Below are 23,314 nucleotides of genomic sequence, written 5' to 3' on the forward strand. Positions count from 1 at the left end.
GCTAAGCCCTCCCTACGGGAAATATATAGAGAGGAACACCACTCGTTCCTATTATTCTTGCTACATCATCCTCATAAAACGCCCCAACAGCGACCGTTCCTAGGTTCAAAGCTGTTGCTTGGAGATATATGTTTTGTCCTATGTGACCTGCCTCCATATGGACATACATGATGCCCCTCTCTCCATAGTATCTGGTCGTCCTTTCATAGAAGGCAACCAAGACAATGTCAACTGCAGCATCTCCTACCCACCTCTGATTCAATGCTGCCTTCTGGAGATCTTTTCTAAAGTCTCCTTCTTTAATCATTGTTAGGCTATGCTCAAAGGGGTCATAGTGATATATTCCAGGTTTTAAACCTTCAACATTCCCAACTACCACAAAAATTTCAAAGGGGTATGTTGCTCCGGCACTCGGAGCTGCTCGTTTGTTGTCGTGAGTTATCCCTTGGCACGCCCATAAGAGTTGGGCAAGCTCTTCTATGCTGGTGGGTTGGTTTTTGTACGTTCTGATGCTTTTTCTCTTGGCAATTGCTTCTTCTACACTCATATCTCCTTCTAATCTGGGCTCTGGTAGAAAAATTTTCTCTCCAGAGTACATAGCTCCCCCTCCTCGGGGAAAATAAGGCTTTAGGAATAGAACAATTGATGACAGGATCACAAGAACCACAACAAGGGTTGCGATCTTTTTATAGTTCATGTATATCATTAGGTCTTCATGATATTTTAGCGTTTCTAAGAAAAAAGAGAAAGTGTGTCTAAGTCTTTCTTCCGGCTATAAAACCTAGAAGGAGTCCAATTACAAGGGTGCCAGCTATTAAAGGTATTGAGTATCCGCCAGTTTCCTGTTGAACTGGGGAAGTGGTGTTTTGAGTTGTCGTTTGGTTTGTAAGAGGTGTGGTGAGGGGAATGAGAGGCTCTTCTGTTATCTTTGGTGGGGTCGCTGTGCTCAAGAATACCGTTGAAGTTTCCTTTGCATATTGGTAGAACACCATTGCAGTCTGAATGTTTTCTAAACCGTCTTGCTTTTCATAACTCTGGGCAAACTCATAATACGCCATGCTTAAGACGGGATATATGCCTTCTTTCTGAGCTATCGCAATGGCCACCTTGGCATCTTCTTTCATTCTCTGGAGCTTATCCATAAGCACGGTCTCGTTATCAATTCCGAGGGTATCTAAGATTATCTCGGCCCTTATTCTGGCTTCCATTGCAGAAAATATGGCCGCTGAATATTTACCATCCTGATAGTATTCCTCTCCCTCGTTCATCAAGTTCACCAAATCCTGCAGGTTTGTTTCTCCAAACATTGAGGTTATATAAGTTATTATAAGCCTTGAATTGTCTAAGTACTCCCTTGCGGTATCTTTTATGGCGTTTCTTTCAATTACCTCTCCTTTTGCGTATCGCTCTCCTAGAGATGCCCAGAACTTCGCTGTTTGTATCCTCTCGTATGCAAAGGCAGCATTGCTTATTGCATCCCAGTAGTTTCCATCGTAATAGGACGACCAAGCATCCTTCAGAAGGGACTTTGCCTCTTCAACCCTTTCCTCACTCGCGGCAACCGCTTGGAGCATTGTTATCCCTTTTATTGTGAGATTTGAAACATAGTCCTCAGTATCCTTTATCTCGTTATCAACCTCTTTTAACAGATTCTCTAAATCACTGTCAGTTTTCACATCTAAATACCAGTCCACATGCCTTATTGCAATCCTAGCTTGGAAATCAAGGCTTAAAGCTGTGTAATACATACCCTCGTCCAAGTTCTTCTTGGCCTCGTCTAGCTTGGCCTTGGCATCATCCAGTGCATTTTTAAGGTAGGAATAAGTGGTGTAGCTGACGTCGCTGTTTTTGAGTTTATTCTCAACTTGCCTGTAGTAAGCCATAGTCTCATCGTAGTCCTTTAGTGCGTCATCCTTTAGAAAAGAGGTATCAACTTTCAACTCTGCTGGCACGGATGGCTTCTCTATCTTTTTTCCAGTGAAATAGTACACTGCCTCATATATATCCCTAATCTCCCTAACCTCTAAACCCCACCTCTCTTTCGCGTATTCAACCACGTCAACTTTTTCGGACTTACTTGTTATCTGCACTATTGGGCCGATTTGCTTTTGTTCTGTCTTTTGAACTACCTGTATTCTCTGACCTTCAGGAATTAAAAAAAGCTTTGCTCCAACACTATGGGCAGCTGAGGCTTTCTCTAAAATCCCTCCTACTGGCCCAATACTTCCGTCAGGATTTATCATACCCGTCATCATTACATCCTTTCTTACTTCCCATCCCTCTAGAGCAGCTATTATACCGACGGTCATGGTACCTCCAGCGGAGGGACCTCCAATAATTGGGGCATCTGACTTTACTTGAATAAAAACGTCGTACTTGCTCATATCAACTCCAAGAACCTTTCCAGCGACTTGAGCAGCCAGCCTTGCTGATGCCTGCATGTCTACCTCCGCTAATGGCCAGGTCTCAACGTAAACATGTCCATTTCCAGGAGCAACTGTGATTACAAAGTCCGTTGCTACTCCTATTAGCTCGCCGCTTGATGTTCTCGATACTGCTGGAGCTTTTAATACAACTGTGTTCCCTTTTTCAGGACATTGAGCATTTGCCAGGGGCAAGAGCAAAAGAATTAACGCCAGCATTGATAGGATTTTCTTCATCCTCTCACCTCCAGTGATTATTCCTTATGTTCTTTAATATCTCTTGTGGTTCATAACTCCAAAAATTGAAAGTTTGAACCAAAGTCTTTTTAAACATCCTATCAAAACGGTTAAGGGGAGCAATATGGGACTGTATTCCTCTTTCATCGGTCGAAAGTTTAAACACATAGCTGGGAAGAAATATGAGGACATAATAAAGCACTATAGGGAGTTTCTTTTAACTGAAGAAGAAAGACGAATCCCAGAGATCAATTCTATCTTGATGCCGCTTGACAGATATGTTAAAAATATCCCCGCGGAGTTATATGAAACAATAAGTGCTTATGAAGCAAGAATTTTGATTGTTTATATTTTGGATTCCCAAGTATTTGAACTTGTACGTCAAACACTCAGCCCGGAAGCAAGTGAGGAATTCAGGCGGAGAGAGGAGATAATGGGGGAAGAGCTGCTCAACAACGTAGCAAAGAAGCTTGAAAGTTACGGTCTCAAGGTACAACGGCGCATGTTCTTTGGAAACAAGAGTGATGATGTAATAAGGATGGCTGAGAATTATGATATGCTCGCAATCTCGAAGAACTATGGCTCGGAGATCACAAAAACCTCTCCCGTAAGTCCTCTGGTTTTTAAGATAATCCAGCATTTGGAGATTCCGGTGATAGTCTATTAGGAGGTGTTCAGATGACCCCATTGGAGATATTTGCCCTTGCAGTGTTTATCTTTACATATGCTCTTATAATAAGCGAGCGAATACACAGAACCGTTGCCGCAATGGCCGGAGGCTCTTTGATGCTTCTAGCCAACATAGTTCCTTGGGAAAAAGTTCCTCTTTACCTTGACCTTGACACTATACTTCTCCTTGCTGGAATGATGATAATTGTCAATACAACAAGGCTAAGCGGTCTGTTTGAGTATATTGCAATAAAAACTGCCAAACTTGCAAGAGGGGAACCTATTAGAGTTTTGCTCCTTTTCTCAGTTGTGACAGCCCTCATAAGTGCCTTTCTTGATAACGTGACCACGGTTCTTCTGCTCACTCCGATGCTTATCTACATTTCAAGGCTTATGGAAGTTAACCCTCTCCCCTTCCTTCTCTCCGAGATCTTTGCTTCCAATATTGGTGGAACAGCAACGCTCATTGGAGACCCCCCTAACATAATGATAGGTTCCGCTGCAGGGCTTAGTTTTAACGAGTTTCTCGTCAATATGGGCCCAATAGCATTTCTTGATTTAATACTCATGGTTTTTGTAGTATACTTGGCTTATAGAGGAACCCTTAAGGTCAGCCCTGAAAAAAAGGAGAGAATCTTAAAGACACTTGACGGTCTGGATGAAAGAGCTGCGATTAGGGATCTGCCTCTTTTTAGGAAGTCTATTATAACAATCGTCATTGTGGTGCTATTCTTTTTTGTTCACGACAAGCTTGGGATAGAACCTGCTGTGGTTGCATTATTTGGGGCATCTTTGCTCCTTTTCTGGAGTAGGGAAAATCCTGAGGGAATCCTAGAGAAAGTCGAGTGGGCAACGCTGTTCTTTTTCGGAGGGTTGTTCCTCATTGTAGGGAGTTTAGTTGAAACTGGGTTTATAGGGCAGATAGCTCAGTGGATAACGTCCCATGTTCATGCCGAGGGAGAAGCTATGCTGGTTATAGCGTGGTTTTCAGCACTTGCTTCAGCTGTTATAGACAACATCCCCTTCACGGCTACGATGATACCCCTAATAAAGGCAATGGGGACATCTCTCAATACCTATCCTCTTTGGTGGGCTTTAAGTTTAGGAGCATGCCTTGGTGGAAACGGAACCGCTATTGGAGCATCGGCAAACGTTGTTGTTATAGGGATAGCAGCAAGGGAAGACATAAGGATAACATTTATGGACTTCCTCAAAATAGGCATGCTCATAATGGTCTTAACTGTAGGTGCCGGCGTTGGGATATTATGGCTTAGGTATGTGTGGTGGTGAACAATGAAAATACTCGTGTTGATAGACGGCTCGAAGTGGAGTCAAAAGGCAGCTCTTCATGGAGTTGCAGTTGCCAAGAAAAAGAATGCAAAAATAGTGCTGTTTTCTGTTTTGGATAGGAGAGAAGCTAAGGCAGTTGCATTCAATTTGGGAGCAAGACAAGGAGACTTTGAGAAAGTGCGCAGTTTTGAAGAGGAAATCTGGAACAATATGAAACGGGACATTCAAGATGTTATGAGCGAAATGCTAAAGTTCTGTCAAGAAGAGGGAGTGAACTGTTCCATAAAGATCGTTGAAGGTATTGCAAAGGACAAAATCCTTGAGGAGGCCAATAGTGGTGAATACTCACTTGTGATAATGGGGGCTTATGGAAAAAGCGGAAAGACGAGGATAGGAAGTTTGCTGGAAGAGATAGCGGGCAACGTGAAGCCTCCACTCTTGATAGTGCGCTAGTCTCTAGCTTCAAGGTATTTAACCTCTCTGATGCCTTCTAAATTTTCTAATTCTTCTTTTAGGCCGATTAATGCTCTTCTGGTAAGGGGTATATGGACTTTCCCAATTATGTCAAATGGTCCTGTAACTACATAGACTTCGTCAAAGTTCATCTCATTTAGCAGTTTTTCTTTGATTTCCTTCTCTTTTCCAGGTCTCACCCTTAGTAAGTATATTGCAAACGGCATTTCAATCCCTTCTTATTAGGGCTGTAAAAAACAATACCAATATTAAAAGTTCGAATGTAGTTGAGACTACCTCAAGTATTTCTGAAGACAGTGATGTTTTGATTAGATGAAAGTTCTCAATGATCTTTTTGGCAACGAACATTAGAAATGCCAAAAAAAGAAGCAAAATACTTTTCATTCCACTTTTTCTGTATGCTTTCCATGCTGCTACTGACAGCATAGCCCCTAAAATAATTACAACTCCATCGAGGAGATATCCTAGGATATCAATCACTCCCCCTCCCCCCTGAACGCTAACGTTAAATCAATCAATTTATCTGCCAGTTTATCCCAGATTTTTGGTTTATATTCTCTGATTATGCGAACTAAAACATCAACATCGCAATTAAGGGAATAAACGGTGTTTTTTCCGTCCTTTGTCTTTGTGATAATCCCTAACGTTTCAAGCCGTTTTGTATGATAAACTATAGTAGAAGGAGTCAAGTTGAGCTTTTCTGCAATTTCGCTCTGGTTTTTGTCCCCTTCCGCAAGTAAAAGGAGTATCTTTCTTTGGCTTTCGTTTGAAATAGCTATCATAAGACGCCTGTAGTCTTCTTCAAAATCTGCAGGGAATAAGTATCTTTTTCCTCCAAGCCGTTTTGAGATGATTTTTCCCTCTTTTTCAAGATGCCGTAGATGGTATTGAAGGTTTCCTATCCCTATGTTGAGCTCTTGAGCTAATTTACGAAAAGTTATTCCAGGATTCTTTGTGACATAGTCCAAAATTTTTTCTCTGGTGCTCATGAGTATCAAACCAAAATATAATTCGAGTGTTTTAACTCTTTGTGGTACGCTTCTCAAAAGAGTATTTTATTGGAGCCCCGGGCGGGGTTTGAACCCGCGACCTGCCGCTTACCAAGCGGCCGCTCCACCAGGCTGAGCCACCGGGGCACCGAAAGAAAGAAGCCAAGATTGCATATATAAACTTTTCGCTCAACTAGTTCTCAAATTAAAAAGACATAGATGGAAGGCTAATATTCTCTCTCCACTATGAAGTCTGCTAAAAGTTCTAGTTGTTTTCTTGCCTCGCTTTCTGGGAGTATTTTTAGTGCTTTCTTTGCCTCATCTGCCAGTTCCCTTGCAACTTTTGCAGCGTAGTCTATGCTTCCATATTTTTTGAGGAGTTCAATTGCTCCTTTGACCTCTTCTTGAACGTTTTCCTCTATTATGCCCTCTCCCTTTACATCACCAGCATATTTCCCAAATATCTTAAAGAACTCTGCTTTGTCTTCTTCACTTGCATTTTCAAGGAAGTGAGCTACTATAAGCGTTTTTTTGCCCTTTCTTATGTCACTTCCTACTGGCTTTCCGAGCTTTTCTTCATCAGCTATAAGATCGAGAACGTCGTCCCATATCTGGAAGGCTATACCTATATTCCTTCCATATTTTGATAGCGCTCCAATATACTCCTCGTTTTCTGTTCCTATAATTCCTCCTATTGTGGCTGAGGCATCTATAAGCGCTCCAGTTTTTCCGCTTATCATTTTCATGTATTCCTCTATAGTGACTGTTTCTTTGTTCTCAAACTCCAAGTCCATTGCCTGTCCTTCGCAAAGCTCATTTGAAGTCTTTGCAATGACATCCAGAACCCTTACAACCTTCTCAGCCTCGACAGGTATCCTTGCCACAGCCTCAAAAACCTTCGAAAAGAGCAAATCTCCAGCTAAAATTGCCATGTTTATTCCCCAAATTTTATGAACTGTCGGCCTGCCCCTTCTTTTTTCGTCCATGTCCATTATGTCATCATGAACAAGGGAATAGTTATGGAGTAGCTCTACAGCCGCTGCAGCATAAACGGCCTTTTCGGGATCTCCCCCTACGGCTTCAGTTGAGGTCAGCACTATAAAGGGTCGAACCCTTTTCCCTCCTGCGAGAGGATAATGTCTTGCAGCGTCATAAAGAACTTTGGGCTCCTTTTCAGGTATAAGCTCAAAAATAGCCTCATCGACGACCTTGGCCTTTTCTTTTAATGCTTTAAATAGCGGATCAAACTTCATTTTATCACCTCACATCGACTTTGTAACCGTTTCTTGATACAAAGACATCCCTTCCGATGAGGTAACCCTCTTCTTCGGCAAGCTCAGCATAATGGGTGAGCATCCTAAACTCTCCATGAGCGGGGATTATATTCTCTGGATTTAAAAGCTTAATCAAATATCTGTGATCTTCCCTGCTTGCATGACCTGAGACGTGTAAATCTTTAACCATTCTCACTCCTCTCATCCTGAGCTTTGTCTCAAGGGCATAGCGCTGGGCTATGTTTAGGGGATTTGGGATAACTCCAGCCGAAAACACAACAGTGTCGTCTTTTCCGATGTCATAGAGTTCCCCGTTGGCCATCCTTGTAAGCACTGCTCCCGGTTCACCTTGGTGCCCCGTGACTATTAGGAGATAGTTCTCTCTAGCTTGAGAAACTTCTCTAAGTGTTTTCTGGACGGCATTTGGGCTTCTCACAGCTTTTGCCCCTTTCATTTTTATCAAGCCTAGCTGTTTTGCTATGCCCGTATATTTTGCGAGGGACCTACCTACCAAAACAGCTTGCCTTCCCATGTTGTTTGCTATCTCTATCAGCTCTTGTAGACGGGCGATGTGAGAGGCAAATGTTGTGGTTATTAGTCCTTTCTCTTCCATCCCTTCATAGTAGAAAAAGTCCTCTAAGAGGAGCTTCGCAGAGGCTTCACTTGGCGTTTTTGTTTCTTCAGCTGCCCTTGTGGATTCTGGTATCAAAATTTTTACTCCTTCTTGGCCTATTTCCTTGAGCCTTTTGTAATCTGGCTTCTCTCCAAGGGGGTTGTGGTTGTCAAACTTATAATCACATGCATAAACTACAGCACCTTCGGGCGTATGGATGACTACCATTGAGGAGTGCGGGATTGAGTGGGTAATTTGAACAAACTCTATAGCTAAATTCTCGCTAACTTGAACAATCTCCCCATACTGGGTCTCATACATCGGATTTGTAACCTCAAAATACTGCTCACTCCTCACTTCTCCTTTTGCCAATTTTATCGTGTAGGGAGTTCCGTAGATTGGAACGTTTGGATAGTGGGGAGCAAGCTTTGCTATAGCTCCTATGTGATCGAGATGGCCGTGAGAAAGTGCAATGGCAACGACCTTTTTATTTTTAAGTGAGGAATCATCGGGGATTGCACCCAACTTTCTTAAATCCCTCGAACTCATCTGCTGAAAGTTAACATCCTCATGGATAAGAACCCTATCAAGCCTGATTCCCATATCAATAATCACAACTTCTCCTTCATATTCAACGGCAGTCATGTTTTTTCCTACTTCCTCATAACCACCTAGCGTGTAAACTTTTATCATTTTAGTTCCTCCCTATGTTTGACCTCTAGGCTCTCACAAGCATAAGGTCGAGCTAAGTAATAATTGAAAGCAGGATTTAAAAAGCTAAGCTTTTTGGGTTTTGATGTGAGGACAAAACAGAGACAAAAAAAGATAAAGAGAAGCTTTTTGAGAGTGGTGAGCTTCATACTAACATTACTGCTTTATTTGCTATTCAGTGAAAGCCTAGTGTTGTTGCTTAAATTTTTTCATATTTCCGCCAAACATCTTCCATAATCACTTGCTTTGTCCTATGTTTCTTTGCAATGTCTCTTGATCCAATGTTAGATTGAGATATAAGGACACTAACATCCCCAATAACACACTCGCAATAGCATGCTGATCAAAGTAGAAAAGTAGGACAATCAAAGCTGTAAAGAAAGTTAAGAATATCACTTTAGCTCGAGTACCTGTGTGGAACTTTCTGAAGTTTTTGAAAGTTCCTGAGCTGAAGACCAATGCAGAAACAATTGCTAGAGTTGAAAATACAAGGGCTTTCCCAAGTTTCGGCACTCCAAGATATACCGCAATTTGGTAAAATGTAACCCCTATTACTGCTGAGAGAAAGATTATGATAATTAAATCGACCAAAACTCCAAAAAGGAACTTAGAAAAATTCAAATGATACATGTTAATCACCACTAATTGTCCTTTTGGATAGAGGTGAATATAAGCTTTGTGCTGTTGTCATCTAGGTATTTGTACCCAGACACTATCCACGCTAACAACCCCTCCTGATCAGAAGAGCATTGGATAAAGAATGAACAAAAAAGAACTCAGAAAATTTTAAAAATACTTTATCTTAACCCCTCTTCTTCAAAAACTCCCATAGATCAATTCTCTGTTCAAGCCACTCTCTTGCAAAGCCTGTAATCACAAGAGGAACTTTCTTAAGCTCCTCAACATTTCTTGCCCCTACGAGGAACATGGCATTCCTCAGCTCGTCTATGTAGCGCTGAAGAACCTTAATCACTCCGTCAACGTCTCCTTTTACTGCAGGCTTAAGGAGAGGCAGTGCAACTCCCGCTAAGTTTGCTCCAAGTGCTAAAGCCTTTGCCACCATTATGCCATCCCTTATCCCACCGGTAGCAATTATTGGGAGTGAAGTTGCGTAGCGAACTTCAGCCACGCTTAAAGCCGTTGGAATTCCCCAGTCCCAGAACTTTAAGGCCAAATTTTTACTCCTTTCATCCTTAGCCCTGTAGTATTCAACACCGCTCCAGCTCGTGCCTCCAAGTCCACCGACATCTATCGCATCTATGCCAATGCTCTCAAGCCTTATCGCAACTTCCATCGAAACCCCTGCCCCGGTTTCCTTGGCTATTATTGGATAGGGGATCTCATTCTTAAGTTCAGCTAACGCTTTAAGAACTCCTCTGTATTGGGTGTCTCCCTCGGGCTGGACGCTCTCCTGCAAAGGATTCATGTGAATAGCTAAAGCGTCGGCTTGAATTGTTTCAATGGCTTTTAGGGCTTCCTCAACTCCATAACGGTTGGGCATTGTTTCGGCAAACTGAGGCGCACCTAAGTTGCCGACCAAAAAGACATCTGGAGCGACATCTCTAACGTAATAGCTCTCCCACGTTTCTGGCTTTCTTATCATAGCTCTCTGGCTCCCGACACCCATAGGGATGTTGAGTTCTTGAGCTGCCTTGGCAAGGGTTTTGTTTATCCTTCCAGCAAGCTGTGAGCCTTTTGTTCCTCCCGTCATTCCAGTGATCATTATTGGATAGTCAAGCTTATGACCGAAAAATTCAACACTTAGGTCTATCTCATCCTTGTCAATTTCAGGTAAAGCTTGATGAACGAAGTAGATGTTTTCAAAAGCATTGCTGACATGGGCTTCAACTTGTTTAGTTAGGCAGTGCTCTATGTGTTCAAACTTCCTAATTATCGTGAGCTCCTCCTTATCCACGTTTACCACCTCTTGATAACTGTCCCGGGGTTTTCCCCCCTGAAGATTTTCATGAGGTTTCCTTTAACCTTTCCGTTTATGAAGTAAACATCTGAATAGTGGGCTATCTCGAGGGCTTTCTTTAGCTTGTTTCCAATTCCTCCGGTAACGTCTATCCCAGCTGATTCCGGGCTTTCAAGCAGGTGCTCAATATCCTCTCCAGTGAGCTCCTTGATGAGCTTTGCTCCTTTCTCCTTTGGATTTTTGTCGTAGATTCCATCGACGTCCATCAGGAATATAACTTTTCTCGGCTTGAGCATCTTTGCTAAATAGCTAACTATCTGATCCCCAGAGAGAATGTCTATCCCTTTGTCGAGGGCAACTGCACTATCGCCGAAAAGCACTGGGATAAAGCCCATTTCTAACAGCTTTCTTAAAACTTCAAGCTCCCCATAAACTATCTCGCCTCTTTCGATGAGAAATATTGATGAGGAGGAGAGGGAATAAGCAGGTAACCCCTTTTCTAAGAAGGTTTGGACTATTAAATCATTAAGCTTAAGCATCGCCTGATGGGTTTTTGAGAAGCCGATCATTTTGCGCTTTACGTCTCCAATTAGTCCTTCCCTGATTCTGTACTCTCTTGCATTTGGATGTCCAAAGCTCCCACCGCCGTGCACGAGGACAAAATTCTCTTCTGGATAAAACTGGGCAAGCTCTTCTGCTATTCCCTCAACGGTTTCCCGATTAAACGAATATGGGACATTTTTATCGCTTATCACACTTCCTCCGAGCTTAATGATTATCATCGCGAACACCAAATAACTAATATAGACCGAGGTTTATAGGGGTTTTGAAATTTACGATGAGGAAAGCAACTCCAGTATTCTCAATGCGAGATATGTCTCATATAGACCACCATAGGCATCCTCTTGCTCTTCATAGAAGTTAAATCCTCCATATGGGTACTGCACTCTTTTTAAAAACTTCAAAAGTCCATCAACATCTTTTGGACAGACTTCCATGACTCTCAATGCTCTAATCACCTGGTACGTTGTGTAAAGATCTGGTGCTCCCCATCCACCATTTATTTGTGAGTTTAAGAGGAATTCAATAGTTTTGTCATCGTGATATTTATATCCTAGCTCCTCCAGAAGGAGAATCGCATATGATGTGTACACTAGCTTTTTGTATATATTCCCCGAATGTCTTCCAAACGTTCCATCTGAATTTCTCTGAGATAAAATCTTATCGATAAGATATTTCTTTGTTCTATCATCTAAGACAATGCCAACCTCTTTTCCAAGTTTTATTAGGCTTATCCAACCTACATTTTCCACAATGTTGTCAGTTTTTTCAGTGAGGTAAAGGTTAAAAAGTCGGACAGTTTCATTTCTAATGTATTTATACGTTTCTTCATCTATACTAATATCAAGCTCTTTATAAGTTAAGTATATAAAGTATAGAGGAGATGGCTCATCGCTGGAATATGGTTTTCGAGAATAGACTGCTCTACTCAGATAGTTTTTTATTTTGGCCTTGTTTATCTCTCCTCCCAGTATTTTGCTTGTATAAACTGCCATGTATGTCGATAAAGGATCTCCAGAGGATTGATAGCAGAAAATAAACCCTCCTAGGGGAGTTTCTCGTTCATGAATAAACTTGATAGTATCCTTGTCTGGTGTTTTTCCAATTAATATTAAAGCCTTAACAGCATAATACGTCCCTTGGGGCTCCCCATAATCTAATCCGAAGAGATTAAACCCTCCATCCCAGAGCTTCATATCCATTATGATTCTGGAGGTAGCCGATTTAATATCCTCTGTCAATAAATCTTCCTTTTTAAGGGCTTCTAATATAGGAGTTATCAAAAAGAGTGGAGGTGGATTTTCCAGAAGGAAAGAGGGATTTTGCGAAATCCAGATGAGAGGAAATCTCTTTTGATTGTAATCTTTTAAGTTTCTATAGTCGATTCCTAACATTTGCAACATGTTGGTGTACATGTTAAACATGCTTATATACTTTACAACGGATGCAAAGTCATCAACGTTTGGTGGGGTTAAGTCACTCCACTTATTTAAAACATATATTTTTGTGTCATTAAGCTCGGCAATATTGTATCCCAGAGCACTCAACATCTCTAATGCTTTTCCTGTCATGTCGTTGTTCTCTTCATCAACGAAACTTCCATTTTCTCGTTTATATGATAAAATTAAGTCGATTATGTCTTCCCTATTAGAAGGGGTCTCGTTAAGTAGAGACAAACTCATAACTCCGAAATACAATCTCATAAAATTGGGCATATTTGTCTTGGTGGAATTTTTAAAAAAAGTTTTCTCTTCCTCATGTAGCCACTTTATAGTTTGGGCTTTATTATATGGGGTTTGGTTTAACAGAGTCAACGCTTTAGTAAAATAGTAAGTTGACACAATGTCTGGAGTTACAGTGTCAACAATTTCAGTGAATCCCCCATTTGGTGTTTGAGCAAGATAAGTGCGCTTTAAAGTGTGATTGATCCAATTTTCTCCTAAAAAATCGGTGACATCAAAATTTTCGATACATCGTATATATGATTCTTCTTGTGAGGTTGTGATTTTAACATTCGTTTGCGAGAAATCTGTAATGCATCCTGCAGCAAAAACTAAAAATATTAAAAAAGTTGTCAAAACAGGCTTTTTCATTTTACAACCTCCTGTGGGATATTACAGTGCCCTGTGGAGTATTACAGCGGCTCCTTGAGTGTAATAATTATTACCTGTGTAACTGAATTTAAATGTGCCGTATGTATAGTCTTCTACTTTATAAATTCCACCGAGACTTGTTGTTGCTTCTATACCTGAAAAATCGTGCCCAATATAATCAGTGTAATACTCCGTGTCAGAAAAGCTTGCAGTATCCGAAGTGCCAGTGAAACCTGTGCCTAGTGGGATATTAAGAGATATTCCAGCTCCAACAAACTTCAAAGTGATAGATAATGTTAATTTATCTGCTTTATACTCCTGTGTCCACCAGTAGTCGTAGGGATCTATCCAACTATATGCTGCAGAATACCCACCTACGCTCACTCTGCTGAACAAGTCGTATTCTATCTCACAATATGCGTATGCTGCTATGTATACATCACCCTCGTTAGGTATGCTAAAAATTTTTCGCTCCCTGTAATCACTATTCTCACCAACAAAGCTTGTGGAAGTTACATCTATAGTGGTGGATTTTATTTTGTTTAGTTTGTGTTTCCTAACAAAATAATCATTTACTGCTTCAAAAACCTTTTTTCTGTCTAATCCTGGTGTTTCTACAACTGTAATTGTACCATTCTTCTCTATAATCTTTACTGGCTTTCCCTGCACATAAAGTGCATGCACTCTAACTTCTGGAGTTTCTGAAGTATTTGCAGCTTGCACAATTCCTGCTGTTGCTCCTACCATTAACAATCCAACAAGTAGTGCAAGCAGTCTTTTCATGCTTGCACCTCCTACCAAACATTGCAACAATACTTTTGACTTCAAGACTTATAAATTTTTTTCTTTTACTAGTTTTAATTTGTTACGCTTTTTTTTCGTGAGTTCTTACTTTCTAACTGCACTTTCAAGTCAAAAGAAACCCGAGTAAAAGAGTAAAAATAAACATTATTGTATAACATCCTCAATCCTAAGCCCCTCTCTGCTTATCTTTGTTATCATGGGCATTCCTCCGGCAATTTTTATTGCTGTTGCAACTTCGCTCTGCTTTCCCGGAGCTAATGCATACATACATCCGCCTCCACCTGCACCGGTAATCTTTGCCCCCAGTGCCCCCGCTTCCCTTGAGGCGTAAACTAAATCACTCAGGCTCTTTGTTGAAACTCCAAGAGCATCAAGCAGGCCGTGGTTTATGTTCATGAGCGTCCCAAGCAGCTGAAACTTGATTTCCTTGTCGTACTCTGCAAGAATAACTTCTCTTGCTTTTTCCACAAGCTTACCCATCGAATTGAGAATTGGCTCAATTATTTCGGGCATCTCCTCATAGTTCTTCCTAACCTTTGCAACAAGCTCTTTTGTCGATCCACTTGACCCGGTGTAGCCAACCACTATCGGTAATTCCACTACAGGCAGGCTCTCAAAAGAGCCCTTCTGGTAGTAGAGAAAGCCCCCAACCGCTGAAACCGTTGGGTCAATACCGCTTGATGCACCTTGAACAAGGAGCTCCACTTTATGTCCCAATTTGGCAATCTCTGACTTCTCCAGTTCCAACCCAAGAAGTCTTGACACGGCCCCTATCGTCGCAACGGCAACTGCAGCAGAGCTCCCTAATCCTGCCCCTACAGGGATTTGAGAAGTTATTGAAACAGTTACTCCCTTCTGGACTCCAGCTTCTTCCATCACAAGATTTATTGCCTCCCTAACGTAGCTCAAAACTTCAGCGGCTTTTCCGTAATCTGTCTCAAAGTATATCTGGTCTTCAGAAAACGAGACTGTTAAGCCGGGAGTCCTTATGTCCTTAGCCTCTATCCTAATTCTTCCATTTTCGTTAAATTCTGCTTTTACATATGTTCTTAAATCAATAGCCGCTGCTATGGCAGGTTTTCCATAAACTACGCTGTGCTCTCCAAATAGAATGATCTTAGCAGGAGCCGAGGCAAGAACCCTCATTTTTGACCCTCCAAGAATCTTTCAACAACTTCAATGAACCTGTATATATCTCTGTCCGCTTGTATATTCCATCTTTAATTATTCCCAATCTTTTAAATTCCTCAAAATCATCTGGCAGATATTCCTCGGTAATCTTCATGCTCTCTAGAATTTCAGCGATAATTATCTCAACTCTCATTCTATCGCCTCCAGTCCGAGATAATCATAGTAATACTTCTTAAAGTCCTCAAACTCTTCTATAGTCTTGTATGCGATGTCATATAAGAACTCCCACTCCCTGCAAAATAGTACAACACCCTTTAAGCATTCCTTTCTGAGAAAAATTGGCAGCAAATTGAAAATCTGAACGTCGTAATTATCTGGGAGTTCCCCAAGGACTTTCATCCTAAATTCAAAAGCCTCTCTTTTCGTGCCCTCATAACAAATGCATAAATCAACATCGCTATCCTTTCGGGCTTCTCCTCTTGCATGCGAACCATACAGAATTATGAACTTGACTTTCTCCTCTTTGTCAAGAGCGAGTATTTTCTTTATTGCATCTTCAATTTTCATGATCTAAAGTACATCCCCTGAATTTATTTTTCTTTTGGTGCTTTTGGTACACTCCTAAACTAACGGAGCTTATTTGGATTTCAGAGAGTGCATCCATGCGAGGGTTATGCCAGCAATAGAGAGCACGAAGATTACCAAGCCAAGAACGTTTACGCTCCAGTGCATTCCAAAGGTACTGCACGAGGAGGTACATCTTGTTATGGAATTCTTAATGCCAAGGACATATCCTGGTAAGGCCGCTAAGGCTAAGAGGGCTGTTGTGCCTAGCACTTTTACAATTTCACTGCCCTCGGGATAAAACACCGAAAATGCCACCAATGTCCCTCCAAGCAGGAGAAAGGACATAGCAGACTTCACAATAAGCTCTATGGCATCGGTGTCGTTAAAATGTGGATTATCCAGGTTAAATAAAAGCTCACCCAAATACAATGCAGCTAAAATAAAGAGGGCGATTCCTACAAATCGAACCAATTTTTGGATAGTCTGCTCCATTTATCCCCCTCAGTCAGAGTCTTCACGGTCTCCTCATAACGACGCTTGCATACCCTACAATTGCATCCGTTGACCTGCTCACCTCAAAGCTCGTGGTATAGTGGAGAACCTCTGCCTCAACAGCACCGGCAAGTCTGGAAAATACTATTGCAGTTCCCACTCCTCCTGGGCCGCACATTGTGTGATCCATTTTTCGTATCTCGTCGAACATTCCTTTATAATCAAAATCGAGGATTTTTTGGATTATTCTGAAGTCCCACTCTCTGATTCTTCCCAATAGATCTTCTCCCCTCGCCCTAAATGGCACATAACCATAAGCATAGCCGTAGTGCATCATGTCCGTGCTTGCAATAACAACGATGTCCCTTCCCAGTCCCTGGCTTGCCTCAAAAATAGCCTTCCCCAAATCCTCCGCTACTTCCTCATCCTGCAGTCCAAGGGTTATAGGAACGATTTTAGCTTTCTTTCCAGCTTTTTGGGAGATGTACTGGATAAAAGGCAGTTGAACTTCAAGGGAGTGCTCGTACTTGTGGGCGAATTCATCCAGATCAGCTAGATTCGAGTGCTTTGCTATCTCCTTTGCTAGCTCTGCATCAACTTCAACATCTCCCATTGGAGTTCTCCAAAACCCTTCGGGATAAATTGCCACAGGGGAGCCGAGTCCAGTATGGTTTGGCCCTATAATCACGAACGTCTCCGGAAGGCCGTCTTCGTAAATTGCTTTATACGTTCTCGAGGCTGTGTAACCGGAGAAGATGTATCCAGCGTGAGGTGCCACTCCTGCAGTGATTTTTCTGTTTTTCCCGAGTTTTCCGAGATCTTTGAAAAACTCATCAAGCATTTCCATGAGCTCTCTTCCGGCGGGATAAAAACTACCAGCAACTGCTGGGTATCTAATCATCACGATCACCTAATGGTGTATTGTTTATGGAGTTTATTAGAATTTGCTTTTGGAAAGCTTAATATACTTCTCGGGGTACCTTTTTTAGGTGAAAGCATGTACGGATGGAGAGGTAGAATTGGATTAATAGTGCCATCATCAAACACCACAATGGAGATGGAGCTGCATTCAGCTTTACCTGAGGGAGTTTCACTTCACACAGCGAGGATGCCCTTGAAGAACGTTACGGAGGAAGAGCTTGTAGCGATGAGCGCTTTGGCCGTTGAGAGTGCCAAGCTGCTTAATGACGCAAATGTTGACTTGGTTCTCTACGGCTGTACGAGTGGATCTTTTATAGGTGGTGGGGAATTTGACAGGGAACTTGCAGAAAAAATAGAGAGCGAGGTGAAGCTACCGGTTATAACGACAAGCACAGCTGTTGTTGAGGCTCTCAAGATTCTTGATTCCCAGAGAATACTTGTCATCACTCCTTACACTGATGAAATAAATCAAAGGGAAAAGGAGTTTTTAGAGGCAAATGAATTTGAGGTTATAGACATTAGAGGGCTTGGAATAGTTGACAACACCAGAATAGGCAGACTTGAGCCCTATGAAGCTTACAGAATGGCTAAGGCACTCTTTACTGACGAGGCAGATGCCGTGTTCATAAGCTGCACTAACTTGAGAACTTTTGAAATAATCGAGGCCCTCGAGGAGGATCTCGGGGTTCCCGTTGTTACAAGCAATCAGGCCTCTCTATGGCTTACTTTGAGAGAGCTTGATGTAGGAGAGAAAATTCCCTGGCTTGGAAAGCTTTTTACAGAGTTTTAGCCTCTTTAAATACCTCTTTATCTTCATGAAAATATTTTTAAGCACTTTTGTAAACTTTTCTCCAAGTATTCACTGAGGGTGATAATATGATGGAGTTCCTCAAGGACTTCCAGAAAATGGGCATTTACTTGGCCTACAACGTGAACGTTGACGCAATAGTGTATTTGAACGAAAAACACATAGAAAGTCTCATAAAAGAATTTGGAGCAGAAAACATTAAGAAAAGAATCGATGAATACCCAAGAGAGATAAACGAGCCTTTAGACTTCGTTGCGAGATTGATCCACGCCCTCAAGACTGGAAAGCCCCAAGCCGTGCCTTTAGTAAGTTATGAAACTGATAAGTGGTTCAATTCTAGATTTAAATATGATTTTGAGAGAATTGGGGGACAGGTGGGGGTAATAGCAAACCTTCTCGCCAACTTGGACTTTAATAAAGTGATTGCCTATTCCCCTCTTCTTGGAAGAAAACAGGCTGAAATGTTTGTAAATAGGGATAATCTCCTCTATCCGGTTGTTGAGAATGGAAAACTTGCCCTAAAGAAGCCCCTGGAAGCATATAGGGAAAATGATCCAGTGAAAATCAACAGAATTTTTGAGTTTAGAGCGGGCACAAAATTCAAGCTTGGAAACGAAACCATTGAAGTTCCATATTCTGGAAGGTTTATCGTTGCCTGCAGATTCGAGGATTTCGCTAGAATTGAAACTTCCCCGGAGCTTAAGCCACATCTGCCTGAGATAGGAGAGATGGTCGATGGGGCTATTCTCTCCGGTTACCAGGGACTAAGAAGGTATTATAGTGACGGAAAAGACGCAAACTACTATCTAAGGAAAGCTAAAGAAGACATAAAACTGCTCAGAAAAAAGAAGGATATAAAGATTCATGTGGAATTTGCCTCTATTCAAGATAGAGAACTCAGAAAGAAGGTAATTTATAATATCTTTCCTCTCGTTGACAGTGTAGGAATGGATGAAGCTGAGATAGCGCACATATTAAGTGTTCTTGGATATAGAGAACTAAGCGATAGGATTTTCACGTATAACAGAATTGAGGACGCTGTTTTAGGAGCCAAGATTCTACTTGATGAACTAAATCTCGAAATTCTCCAAGTGCACACAATTTACTACCTGATGTACATCACCCACAACGACAATCCGCTCACCGAGGAAGAACTAATGAAGTCCTTGGAAGTAGGAACAACTCTCGCAGCTACGAGGGCATTTCTTGGAGACATTAAAAGGCCGGAAAATGTTAAGGTTGGCTTAAACATTCCATTCAACGAAAAAGGAGAGTACGTGAAGTTGAGATTTGAAGAGGCAAAGGCAAAAATGAGGACGAGGGAATACAAGATAGTTATTATCCCCACAAGGCTTGTCAGAAATCCCGTATCTACTGTGGGATTAGGGGATACAATATCCGCTGGAGCTTTTACAAGCTATCTAAGTCTTTTGAGAAGAAAAGAATAGACTACTCTTTTATTATCTCATCAATAAGCTTTGCTTTTTCCTGTGCCTTCTTTAGGTGTTCCACGGTGACTTTTGTGTATATCTGCGTTGTTGAGAGGTTTGAATGGCCGAGAATTTCTTGGATGACTCTTATGTCTACTCCTTTTTCCAGCATGTGAGTTGCAAAACTGTGGCGGAGCATGTGTGGGGTCACCTTTATTCCCGCCTTGCTTCCATACTTTTTGAGAAGATACCAAACTGTCTTTGGAGAAATCCTGTCTTTCTTTGTCCTTCTAACTTCAACAAAGAGGTATTCACTTCCGTCTTCCCTTGTTTTCAGATAAGCATCAAGTTCCTTTAAAAGAAAGTCGGGAATAGGCACGATCCTATCTTTAGCCCCCTTACCTCCTCTTACGACCAAGATCCCCCGCTTGAAATCCACGTCTTCTACCTTAAGATTACACAATTCACTTACCCTTAATCCTGTTCCATAAAGGAGCAGAATTATCAGCCTATCCCTTTTTCTTGTGGGTGGAACAGCTTGTATGAGCTTCCTTACGTCTTCTTTCGTCAGGCTCTTTGGCAAGCTCCGCGGTACTTTTGGAGACTTCAACCGTTCCGCTTCTTCCTCCAGTCCTTCAAATCTAAAGTACGCCTTTAGTGCTTGAACCACGAGGCTGAGGCTTTTGTTTGAGTATCCATTTTGTTTAAGTTTTGCCAGGAACCGGAGTGCAGAGCGGTAGCTTGGAGTTTTGACCTCTTTTAAAAAGCGATCTACATAGTAGGTGTACATTCTAACGGTCTGGGGACTTTTTCCCTCGAGTTCAAGGTACGTTTTGAATTCTTCTATAACGTCCATATAAATCACAAAAATAAATTTTAAAGGTTCAGAAGTTTTCGAACTCAGCTATGGGCTCCTCTAATTTCTCTGTGTTCTCTTCCTTTTCTTCGGCTTTCTCTTCCCTCTTGCTTTCTGCTATGCTGAGGCTCAGATGAACTATTCTAAGCAGCTCGATTACTAGATCTTCATCATCTGAATATATGTACCCCTGTCCGACAATGATTTTTCCGCCAAGGTTAAGTTTCTCAACGGCCTCTGCTATGTATTTCTCCTCTGGTGGTTCTGTTTCTCCGAAGAGTTCTTTCCATATCTCACTTATCTTAAAAACGTTGGCTCTCCTCTTTAAGGATTCTTTCAGCTTGTTGTTCTCTTCAACCAGTTTGCTGTACTCTTCCAGGAGTTCCCCATACTTGCCTTCGAGTTCTTGATAGTCATTTTTGAGCTTCTCGTTTTCCTGAATAAGAATCTCATATTTTCCTTTTAGGTCAAGGAGCTGATTTCTCAATGCCATATACTCGGGCAAAATTTGGAGACTTTTTAGGCCTGCTCTTACGAGTGTATTTTTGATTTCTTTTCTCACAAGCTCCACATCTATGTGCTCCAAATCATGTCCTAGGGGTATTTTCATCCTTTCTACATGCCCAACGAGTTCGCTAAGCTCTCTAAACATTCTCTCTGCCAGCTCTCGCCCAACTCTGTCTGCATCGGTGGCTATTATTAATAGATCTGCCCCTGCTGCGGCACTTTTAGCTATTTCCAAATTCGTTGTTGGAATTATTGCAGAAATTGTTATGTTATACTCACTACCAAGGGCTAAGCCTTGAAGGGCCTTACTTACGACTTCCACATCGCTTGCTCCTTCTACTAGAATTCTAACATCAACAATAGTCATTCCCAACACCTCCGCGGGGTGTTACCCCCGAGCTTTTATAGGGTGAGCGTTATAAAAGCCTTTGGGCTATACCTCAATTACAAGATCATCATTTTCTAAGATCACTCCTCCATTGCGGAGTAGGCTTATAGATATTCCTCTGATTTCCACTCCCCGTTCCTTTGCTTCTTTTAAAAGCACGGCAATTTTCGGATCGCCTTTGATGTAGGGTTTAAACCTCCTAACCCCGGGTAGAGCACCTATGAAGATTATCATCGCTCTTTTGCCTTTTTCTCTCAAGCTTATCAGCTCTTTTATATGTCTCTGTCCCCTTACACTCGGACAGTCCGGGTACATTGCGTAATCTCCTTCTCGTAGAACAGCACTTTTCATTTCCACCCAGATCTCTTCACCGTTGCACTCTAGGAGATAATCTAATCTAGAACTGCCAACTTTGACCTCTCTTTTTTTGATTTTACATTCTTTAAGCCATCTGATTGCCCCTAGCTCGACGGCCCTTTCAAAGGCTTTTGCCTGAATTCTCGTGTCTATAATGGCTCCCCTCCCATCTTTTTCAAGGAACCCAACCAGAATAAAGTCTGTTTTCCCTCCTTGTTTGGGAATGCAGAAGGCTTTCTTTCCTCGAACCATGAACTCCTCTAGTCTGCCAGTGTTTGTTATTAAAGCCTTTTTAGGTTCTCCGTTTACCTCCACCAGTCCCACAAATCTGTTCAGTCTTGTTATAAAAGTGCACTCGACTACTGGAAGTTTTAGCAACATGATGATCCCCTCACCGGATTATCGACCTAAAACCTTAAATATTACCCGTCATACATTAAGATGAATATCTAAACGGGGTGGTAGTGATGGTGGATTATGAACTATTAAAGAAAATAGTCGAAGCTCCCGGAGTTACTGGCTATGAGTTTATGGGGATCAGAGATGTTGTTATTGAAGCCCTGAAGGATTACGTTGATGAAATCAAAGTCGACAAGCTCGGAAACGTTATTGCCCACAAGAAGGGCGATGGTCCAAAGGTCATGATTGCCGGCCATATGGATCAAATAGGTCTCATGGTAACACACATTGAGAAGAACGGGTTCTTGAGAGTTGCCCCAATAGGTGGGATTGATCCAAGAACGTTGATTGCCCAGCGCTTCAAAGTCTGGATTGACAAGGGCAAGTTCATTTATGGGGTTGGTGGAAGCGTTCCCCCACACATTCAAAAGCCCGAAGATAGGAAAAAAGCCCCAGATTGGGATCAAATTTTCATTGACATAGGAGCTGAGTCAAAGGAAGAAGCAGAAGAGATGGGCGTTAAAATTGGAACCGTAATTACATGGGACGGAAGGCTCGAGAGACTCGGCAAGCACCGCTTTGTGAGCATTGCTTTTGACGATAGAATAGCTGTCTATACTCTAGTTGAGACTGCAAGGCAATTAAAAGAATCAAACGCCGATATATACTTTGTGGCAACGGTTCAGGAAGAAGTAGGTCTTAGGGGAGCAAAGACAAGTGCCTTTGGCATTGATCCAGACTATGGGTTTGCCATAGATGTTACAATAGCCGCTGACGTTCCGGGCACTCCAGAGCACAAGCAAGTTACTCAACTAGGCAAGGGAACTGCAATAAAGATAATGGATCGTTCAGTTATATGTCATCCAAAGATAGTCAGATGGATGGAGGAGCTCGCGAAGAAGTACGAAATCCCATACCAGTGGGATATCCTCCTTGGTGGAGGGACAGATGCAGGAGCAATACACCTCAACAAGGCGGGTGTTCCAACAGGGGCAATAAGCATTCCCTCAAGGTATATACACTCAAATGCCGAGGTTGTGGATGAGAGGGACGTCGATGCAAGCGTTAAGCTCATGGTAAAGGTCCTTGAGCACATACACGAGCTTGAAATCTGATTAAAGGGTTTCTAAGTTCTCTTCCTCCCTTATCACATTTGCTATTTTCTCTTTTTGCATCATAGGATAGATTCTGTAGAGTTTGTAAATGAAATAAGCTACTCCTGTAAGAATTCCAGCAATTACGAAGGGGATTTTTGATGGTAGCGGAAGGCCTCGGTGCCACTTATAGAGAAGATAGTTCTGGTAGTAGAAGAGATAAGCAAGAGCCATGATTATAACCCCCTCGATTCCAGCCTCTATCAGCTTTTTTTGATATTCTTCCATTTTAATCCCTCTCTTCACTT

General features: G+C 41.9%; 27 protein-coding genes and 1 tRNA gene. 6 read left to right on the forward strand and 22 right to left on the reverse strand.

Translation table 11 applies throughout. From position 1 onward, the window contains the following. Nucleotide 1: 1 nt before the first annotated feature. Together ACZ5NL_RS10020 and ACZ5NL_RS10025 are read right to left on the reverse strand one after the other, a co-directional pair. Complete coding sequence (locus ACZ5NL_RS10020) at nucleotides 2-697, reverse strand: SagB/ThcOx family dehydrogenase (RefSeq protein ID WP_464842165.1); 696 nt, start codon at nucleotides 695-697, stop codon at nucleotides 2-4. Between the two features lie 58 nt (nucleotides 698-755). After that, a complete protein-coding gene (locus ACZ5NL_RS10025; RefSeq protein WP_464842166.1) occupies nucleotides 756-2,660 on the reverse strand; it encodes a S16 family serine protease in 1,905 nt (634 codons plus the stop codon). 124 nt (nucleotides 2,661-2,784) lie between these two features. Here ACZ5NL_RS10025 and ACZ5NL_RS10030 point away from each other — a divergent pair, with 124 nt between their 5' ends. The 3 genes from ACZ5NL_RS10030 to ACZ5NL_RS10040 are packed head-to-tail and all read left to right on the forward strand — an operon-like array spanning nucleotide 2,785 to nucleotide 5,072. Next, nucleotides 2,785-3,327: a universal stress protein gene (locus tag ACZ5NL_RS10030; RefSeq protein WP_464842167.1), complete on the forward strand. Its 543-nt coding sequence runs from the start codon at nucleotides 2,785-2,787 to the stop codon at nucleotides 3,325-3,327. Nucleotides 3,328-3,338: 11 nt separating this feature from the next. Then, a complete protein-coding gene (locus ACZ5NL_RS10035; protein WP_464842168.1) occupies nucleotides 3,339-4,619 on the forward strand; it encodes an ArsB/NhaD family transporter in 1,281 nt (426 codons plus the stop codon). A gap of 3 nt (nucleotides 4,620-4,622) precedes the next feature. Further along, a complete protein-coding gene (locus ACZ5NL_RS10040; protein ID WP_004069907.1) occupies nucleotides 4,623-5,072 on the forward strand; it encodes a universal stress protein in 450 nt (149 codons plus the stop codon). Here ACZ5NL_RS10040 and ACZ5NL_RS10045 read toward each other — a convergent pair. The 16 genes from ACZ5NL_RS10045 to ACZ5NL_RS10120 all read right to left on the reverse strand — a co-directional run bounded on the left by ACZ5NL_RS10045 (nucleotide 5,069) and on the right by ACZ5NL_RS10120 (nucleotide 17,147). Continuing rightward, entirely contained in the window at nucleotides 5,069-5,299 is a 231-nt protein-coding gene (locus ACZ5NL_RS10045) for a hypothetical protein (protein ID WP_464842169.1), read from the reverse strand. The two genes, ACZ5NL_RS10040 and ACZ5NL_RS10045, sit on opposite strands and share 4 nt — an antisense overlap. Before the next feature lies 1 nt (nucleotide 5,300). Further along, nucleotides 5,301-5,573 carry a hypothetical protein gene (locus ACZ5NL_RS10050; protein ID WP_464842170.1) on the reverse strand — a complete coding sequence of 91 codons (273 nt, stop codon included), beginning with the start codon at nucleotides 5,571-5,573 and terminating at the stop codon, nucleotides 5,301-5,303. Then, the gene (locus ACZ5NL_RS10055) at nucleotides 5,570-6,082 is read right to left on the reverse strand and encodes a winged helix-turn-helix transcriptional regulator (RefSeq protein ID WP_464843476.1); all 513 of its coding nucleotides are present in this window, start codon (nucleotides 6,080-6,082) and stop codon (nucleotides 5,570-5,572) included. Before ACZ5NL_RS10055 ends, ACZ5NL_RS10050 begins: the two co-directional genes overlap by 4 nt. 70 nt (nucleotides 6,083-6,152) lie before the next feature. After that, nucleotides 6,153-6,229 (reverse strand) — tRNA-Thr (locus tag ACZ5NL_RS10060). Between the two features lie 80 nt (nucleotides 6,230-6,309). Continuing rightward, the gene (locus ACZ5NL_RS10065) at nucleotides 6,310-7,335 is read right to left on the reverse strand and encodes a polyprenyl synthetase family protein (RefSeq protein ID WP_464842171.1); all 1,026 of its coding nucleotides are present in this window, start codon (nucleotides 7,333-7,335) and stop codon (nucleotides 6,310-6,312) included. Between the two features lie 4 nt (nucleotides 7,336-7,339). After that, entirely contained in the window at nucleotides 7,340-8,662 is a 1,323-nt protein-coding gene (locus tag ACZ5NL_RS10070) for an RNase J family beta-CASP ribonuclease (protein WP_004067575.1), read from the reverse strand. 255 nt (nucleotides 8,663-8,917) lie between these two features. Continuing rightward, nucleotides 8,918-9,310, reverse strand: coding sequence for a hypothetical protein (locus ACZ5NL_RS10075; protein ID WP_464842172.1), 393 nt, complete (start codon nucleotides 9,308-9,310; stop codon nucleotides 8,918-8,920). 172 nt (nucleotides 9,311-9,482) lie between these two features. Continuing rightward, complete coding sequence (gene fni, locus ACZ5NL_RS10080) at nucleotides 9,483-10,604, reverse strand: type 2 isopentenyl-diphosphate Delta-isomerase (RefSeq protein ID WP_464842174.1); 1,122 nt, start codon at nucleotides 10,602-10,604, stop codon at nucleotides 9,483-9,485. Next, the gene (locus tag ACZ5NL_RS10085; RefSeq protein WP_464842176.1) at nucleotides 10,598-11,380 is read right to left on the reverse strand and encodes an isopentenyl phosphate kinase; all 783 of its coding nucleotides are present in this window, start codon (nucleotides 11,378-11,380) and stop codon (nucleotides 10,598-10,600) included. Before ACZ5NL_RS10085 ends, fni begins: the two co-directional genes overlap by 7 nt. Nucleotides 11,381-11,431: 51 nt before the next feature. Then, on the reverse strand, nucleotides 11,432-13,252 hold the full coding sequence (locus ACZ5NL_RS10090; RefSeq protein WP_464842177.1) for a prenyltransferase/squalene oxidase repeat-containing protein: 1,821 nt from the start codon (nucleotides 13,250-13,252) through the stop codon (nucleotides 11,432-11,434). A 21-nt stretch (nucleotides 13,253-13,273) separates the two neighbouring features. After that, complete coding sequence (locus tag ACZ5NL_RS10095; protein WP_464842178.1) at nucleotides 13,274-14,035, reverse strand: hypothetical protein; 762 nt, start codon at nucleotides 14,033-14,035, stop codon at nucleotides 13,274-13,276. A 165-nt stretch (nucleotides 14,036-14,200) separates the two neighbouring features. Further along, a complete protein-coding gene (locus tag ACZ5NL_RS10100) occupies nucleotides 14,201-15,202 on the reverse strand; it encodes a mevalonate kinase (protein ID WP_464842180.1) in 1,002 nt (333 codons plus the stop codon). Next, nucleotides 15,174-15,380: a hypothetical protein gene (locus tag ACZ5NL_RS10105; RefSeq protein ID WP_464842181.1), complete on the reverse strand. Its 207-nt coding sequence runs from the start codon at nucleotides 15,378-15,380 to the stop codon at nucleotides 15,174-15,176. Before ACZ5NL_RS10105 ends, ACZ5NL_RS10100 begins: the two co-directional genes overlap by 29 nt. After that, entirely contained in the window at nucleotides 15,377-15,754 is a 378-nt protein-coding gene (gene mntA, locus ACZ5NL_RS10110) for a type VII toxin-antitoxin system MntA family adenylyltransferase antitoxin (protein WP_464842183.1), read from the reverse strand. The genes ACZ5NL_RS10105 and mntA overlap by 4 nt, the downstream gene beginning before the upstream one ends. Before the next feature lie 69 nt (nucleotides 15,755-15,823). Beyond that, entirely contained in the window at nucleotides 15,824-16,246 is a 423-nt protein-coding gene (locus ACZ5NL_RS10115) for a hypothetical protein (protein WP_464842185.1), read from the reverse strand. A gap of 22 nt (nucleotides 16,247-16,268) precedes the next feature. After that, the gene (locus ACZ5NL_RS10120) at nucleotides 16,269-17,147 is read right to left on the reverse strand and encodes an MEMO1 family protein (RefSeq protein ID WP_464842186.1); all 879 of its coding nucleotides are present in this window, start codon (nucleotides 17,145-17,147) and stop codon (nucleotides 16,269-16,271) included. Nucleotides 17,148-17,243: 96 nt separating this feature from the next. On the opposite strand from ACZ5NL_RS10120, the gene ACZ5NL_RS10125 reads away from it, so the two are divergent. Next, nucleotides 17,244-17,957: a maleate cis-trans isomerase family protein gene (locus tag ACZ5NL_RS10125; protein ID WP_464842188.1), complete on the forward strand. Its 714-nt coding sequence runs from the start codon at nucleotides 17,244-17,246 to the stop codon at nucleotides 17,955-17,957. A gap of 86 nt (nucleotides 17,958-18,043) precedes the next feature. Continuing rightward, nucleotides 18,044-19,423 (forward strand): ADP-specific phosphofructokinase, encoded by a 1,380-nt coding sequence (gene pfkC / locus ACZ5NL_RS10130; RefSeq protein ID WP_464842189.1) that lies wholly within the window; start codon nucleotides 18,044-18,046, stop codon nucleotides 19,421-19,423. A gap of 1 nt (nucleotide 19,424) precedes the next feature. On the opposite strand, the gene xerA is transcribed toward pfkC, so the two are convergent. The 3 genes from xerA to sfsA all read right to left on the reverse strand — a co-directional run bounded on the left by xerA (nucleotide 19,425) and on the right by sfsA (nucleotide 21,894). After that, the gene (xerA, locus tag ACZ5NL_RS10135) at nucleotides 19,425-20,261 is read right to left on the reverse strand and encodes a site-specific tyrosine recombinase/integron integrase (RefSeq protein WP_464842190.1); all 837 of its coding nucleotides are present in this window, start codon (nucleotides 20,259-20,261) and stop codon (nucleotides 19,425-19,427) included. Between the two features lie 28 nt (nucleotides 20,262-20,289). Next, a complete protein-coding gene (locus ACZ5NL_RS10140) occupies nucleotides 20,290-21,135 on the reverse strand; it encodes a toprim domain-containing protein (protein WP_464842191.1) in 846 nt (281 codons plus the stop codon). Between the two features lie 66 nt (nucleotides 21,136-21,201). Then, on the reverse strand, nucleotides 21,202-21,894 hold the full coding sequence (gene sfsA / locus ACZ5NL_RS10145) for a DNA/RNA nuclease SfsA (RefSeq protein WP_464842192.1): 693 nt from the start codon (nucleotides 21,892-21,894) through the stop codon (nucleotides 21,202-21,204). 86 nt (nucleotides 21,895-21,980) lie between these two features. Between sfsA and ACZ5NL_RS10150 the strand changes: the two genes are divergently transcribed. Next, nucleotides 21,981-23,027, forward strand: coding sequence for a M42 family metallopeptidase (locus ACZ5NL_RS10150; RefSeq protein WP_464842193.1), 1,047 nt, complete (start codon nucleotides 21,981-21,983; stop codon nucleotides 23,025-23,027). Here ACZ5NL_RS10150 and ACZ5NL_RS10155 read toward each other — a convergent pair whose 3' ends face one another. After that, on the reverse strand, nucleotides 23,028-23,312 hold the full coding sequence (locus ACZ5NL_RS10155) for a hypothetical protein (RefSeq protein WP_464842194.1): 285 nt from the start codon (nucleotides 23,310-23,312) through the stop codon (nucleotides 23,028-23,030). Between the last annotated feature and the right edge of the window lie 2 nt (nucleotides 23,313-23,314).

The sequence above is a fragment of the Thermococcus aegaeus genome (assembly GCF_055393685.1).

Bases quoted from the DNA above. Each gene is read 5' to 3' on its own strand.
- ACZ5NL_RS10020 (WP_464842165.1), bottom strand. From the start codon at position 697: ATGAACTATAAAAAGATCGCAACCCTTGTTGTGGTTCTTGTGATCCTG.
- ACZ5NL_RS10025 (WP_464842166.1), bottom strand. From the start codon at position 2,660: ATGAAGAAAATCCTATCAATGCTGGCGTTAATTCTTTTGCTCTTGCCC.
- ACZ5NL_RS10030 (WP_464842167.1), top strand. From the start codon at position 2,785: ATGGGACTGTATTCCTCTTTCATCGGTCGAAAGTTTAAACACATAGCT.
- ACZ5NL_RS10035 (WP_464842168.1), top strand. From the start codon at position 3,339: ATGACCCCATTGGAGATATTTGCCCTTGCAGTGTTTATCTTTACATAT.
- ACZ5NL_RS10040 (WP_004069907.1), top strand. From the start codon at position 4,623: ATGAAAATACTCGTGTTGATAGACGGCTCGAAGTGGAGTCAAAAGGCA.
- ACZ5NL_RS10045 (WP_464842169.1), bottom strand. From the start codon at position 5,299: ATGCCGTTTGCAATATACTTACTAAGGGTGAGACCTGGAAAAGAGAAG.
- ACZ5NL_RS10055 (WP_464843476.1), bottom strand. From the start codon at position 6,082: ATGAGCACCAGAGAAAAAATTTTGGACTATGTCACAAAGAATCCTGGA.
- ACZ5NL_RS10065 (WP_464842171.1), bottom strand. From the start codon at position 7,335: ATGAAGTTTGATCCGCTATTTAAAGCATTAAAAGAAAAGGCCAAGGTC.
- ACZ5NL_RS10070 (WP_004067575.1), bottom strand. From the start codon at position 8,662: ATGATAAAAGTTTACACGCTAGGTGGTTATGAGGAAGTAGGAAAAAAC.
- ACZ5NL_RS10075 (WP_464842172.1), bottom strand. From the start codon at position 9,310: ATGTATCATTTGAATTTTTCTAAGTTCCTTTTTGGAGTTTTGGTCGAT.
- ACZ5NL_RS10085 (WP_464842176.1), bottom strand. From the start codon at position 11,380: ATGATAATCATTAAGCTCGGAGGAAGTGTGATAAGCGATAAAAATGTC.
- ACZ5NL_RS10090 (WP_464842177.1), bottom strand. From the start codon at position 13,252: ATGAAAAAGCCTGTTTTGACAACTTTTTTAATATTTTTAGTTTTTGCT.
- ACZ5NL_RS10095 (WP_464842178.1), bottom strand. From the start codon at position 14,035: ATGAAAAGACTGCTTGCACTACTTGTTGGATTGTTAATGGTAGGAGCA.
- ACZ5NL_RS10100 (WP_464842180.1), bottom strand. From the start codon at position 15,202: ATGAGGGTTCTTGCCTCGGCTCCTGCTAAGATCATTCTATTTGGAGAG.
- ACZ5NL_RS10105 (WP_464842181.1), bottom strand. From the start codon at position 15,380: ATGAGAGTTGAGATAATTATCGCTGAAATTCTAGAGAGCATGAAGATT.
- mntA (WP_464842183.1), bottom strand. From the start codon at position 15,754: ATGAAAATTGAAGATGCAATAAAGAAAATACTCGCTCTTGACAAAGAG.
- ACZ5NL_RS10115 (WP_464842185.1), bottom strand. From the start codon at position 16,246: ATGGAGCAGACTATCCAAAAATTGGTTCGATTTGTAGGAATCGCCCTC.
- ACZ5NL_RS10120 (WP_464842186.1), bottom strand. From the start codon at position 17,147: ATGATTAGATACCCAGCAGTTGCTGGTAGTTTTTATCCCGCCGGAAGA.
- ACZ5NL_RS10125 (WP_464842188.1), top strand. From the start codon at position 17,244: ATGTACGGATGGAGAGGTAGAATTGGATTAATAGTGCCATCATCAAAC.
- pfkC (WP_464842189.1), top strand. From the start codon at position 18,044: ATGATGGAGTTCCTCAAGGACTTCCAGAAAATGGGCATTTACTTGGCC.
- xerA (WP_464842190.1), bottom strand. From the start codon at position 20,261: ATGGACGTTATAGAAGAATTCAAAACGTACCTTGAACTCGAGGGAAAA.
- ACZ5NL_RS10140 (WP_464842191.1), bottom strand. From the start codon at position 21,135: ATGACTATTGTTGATGTTAGAATTCTAGTAGAAGGAGCAAGCGATGTG.
- sfsA (WP_464842192.1), bottom strand. From the start codon at position 21,894: ATGTTGCTAAAACTTCCAGTAGTCGAGTGCACTTTTATAACAAGACTG.
- ACZ5NL_RS10150 (WP_464842193.1), top strand. From the start codon at position 21,981: ATGGTGGATTATGAACTATTAAAGAAAATAGTCGAAGCTCCCGGAGTT.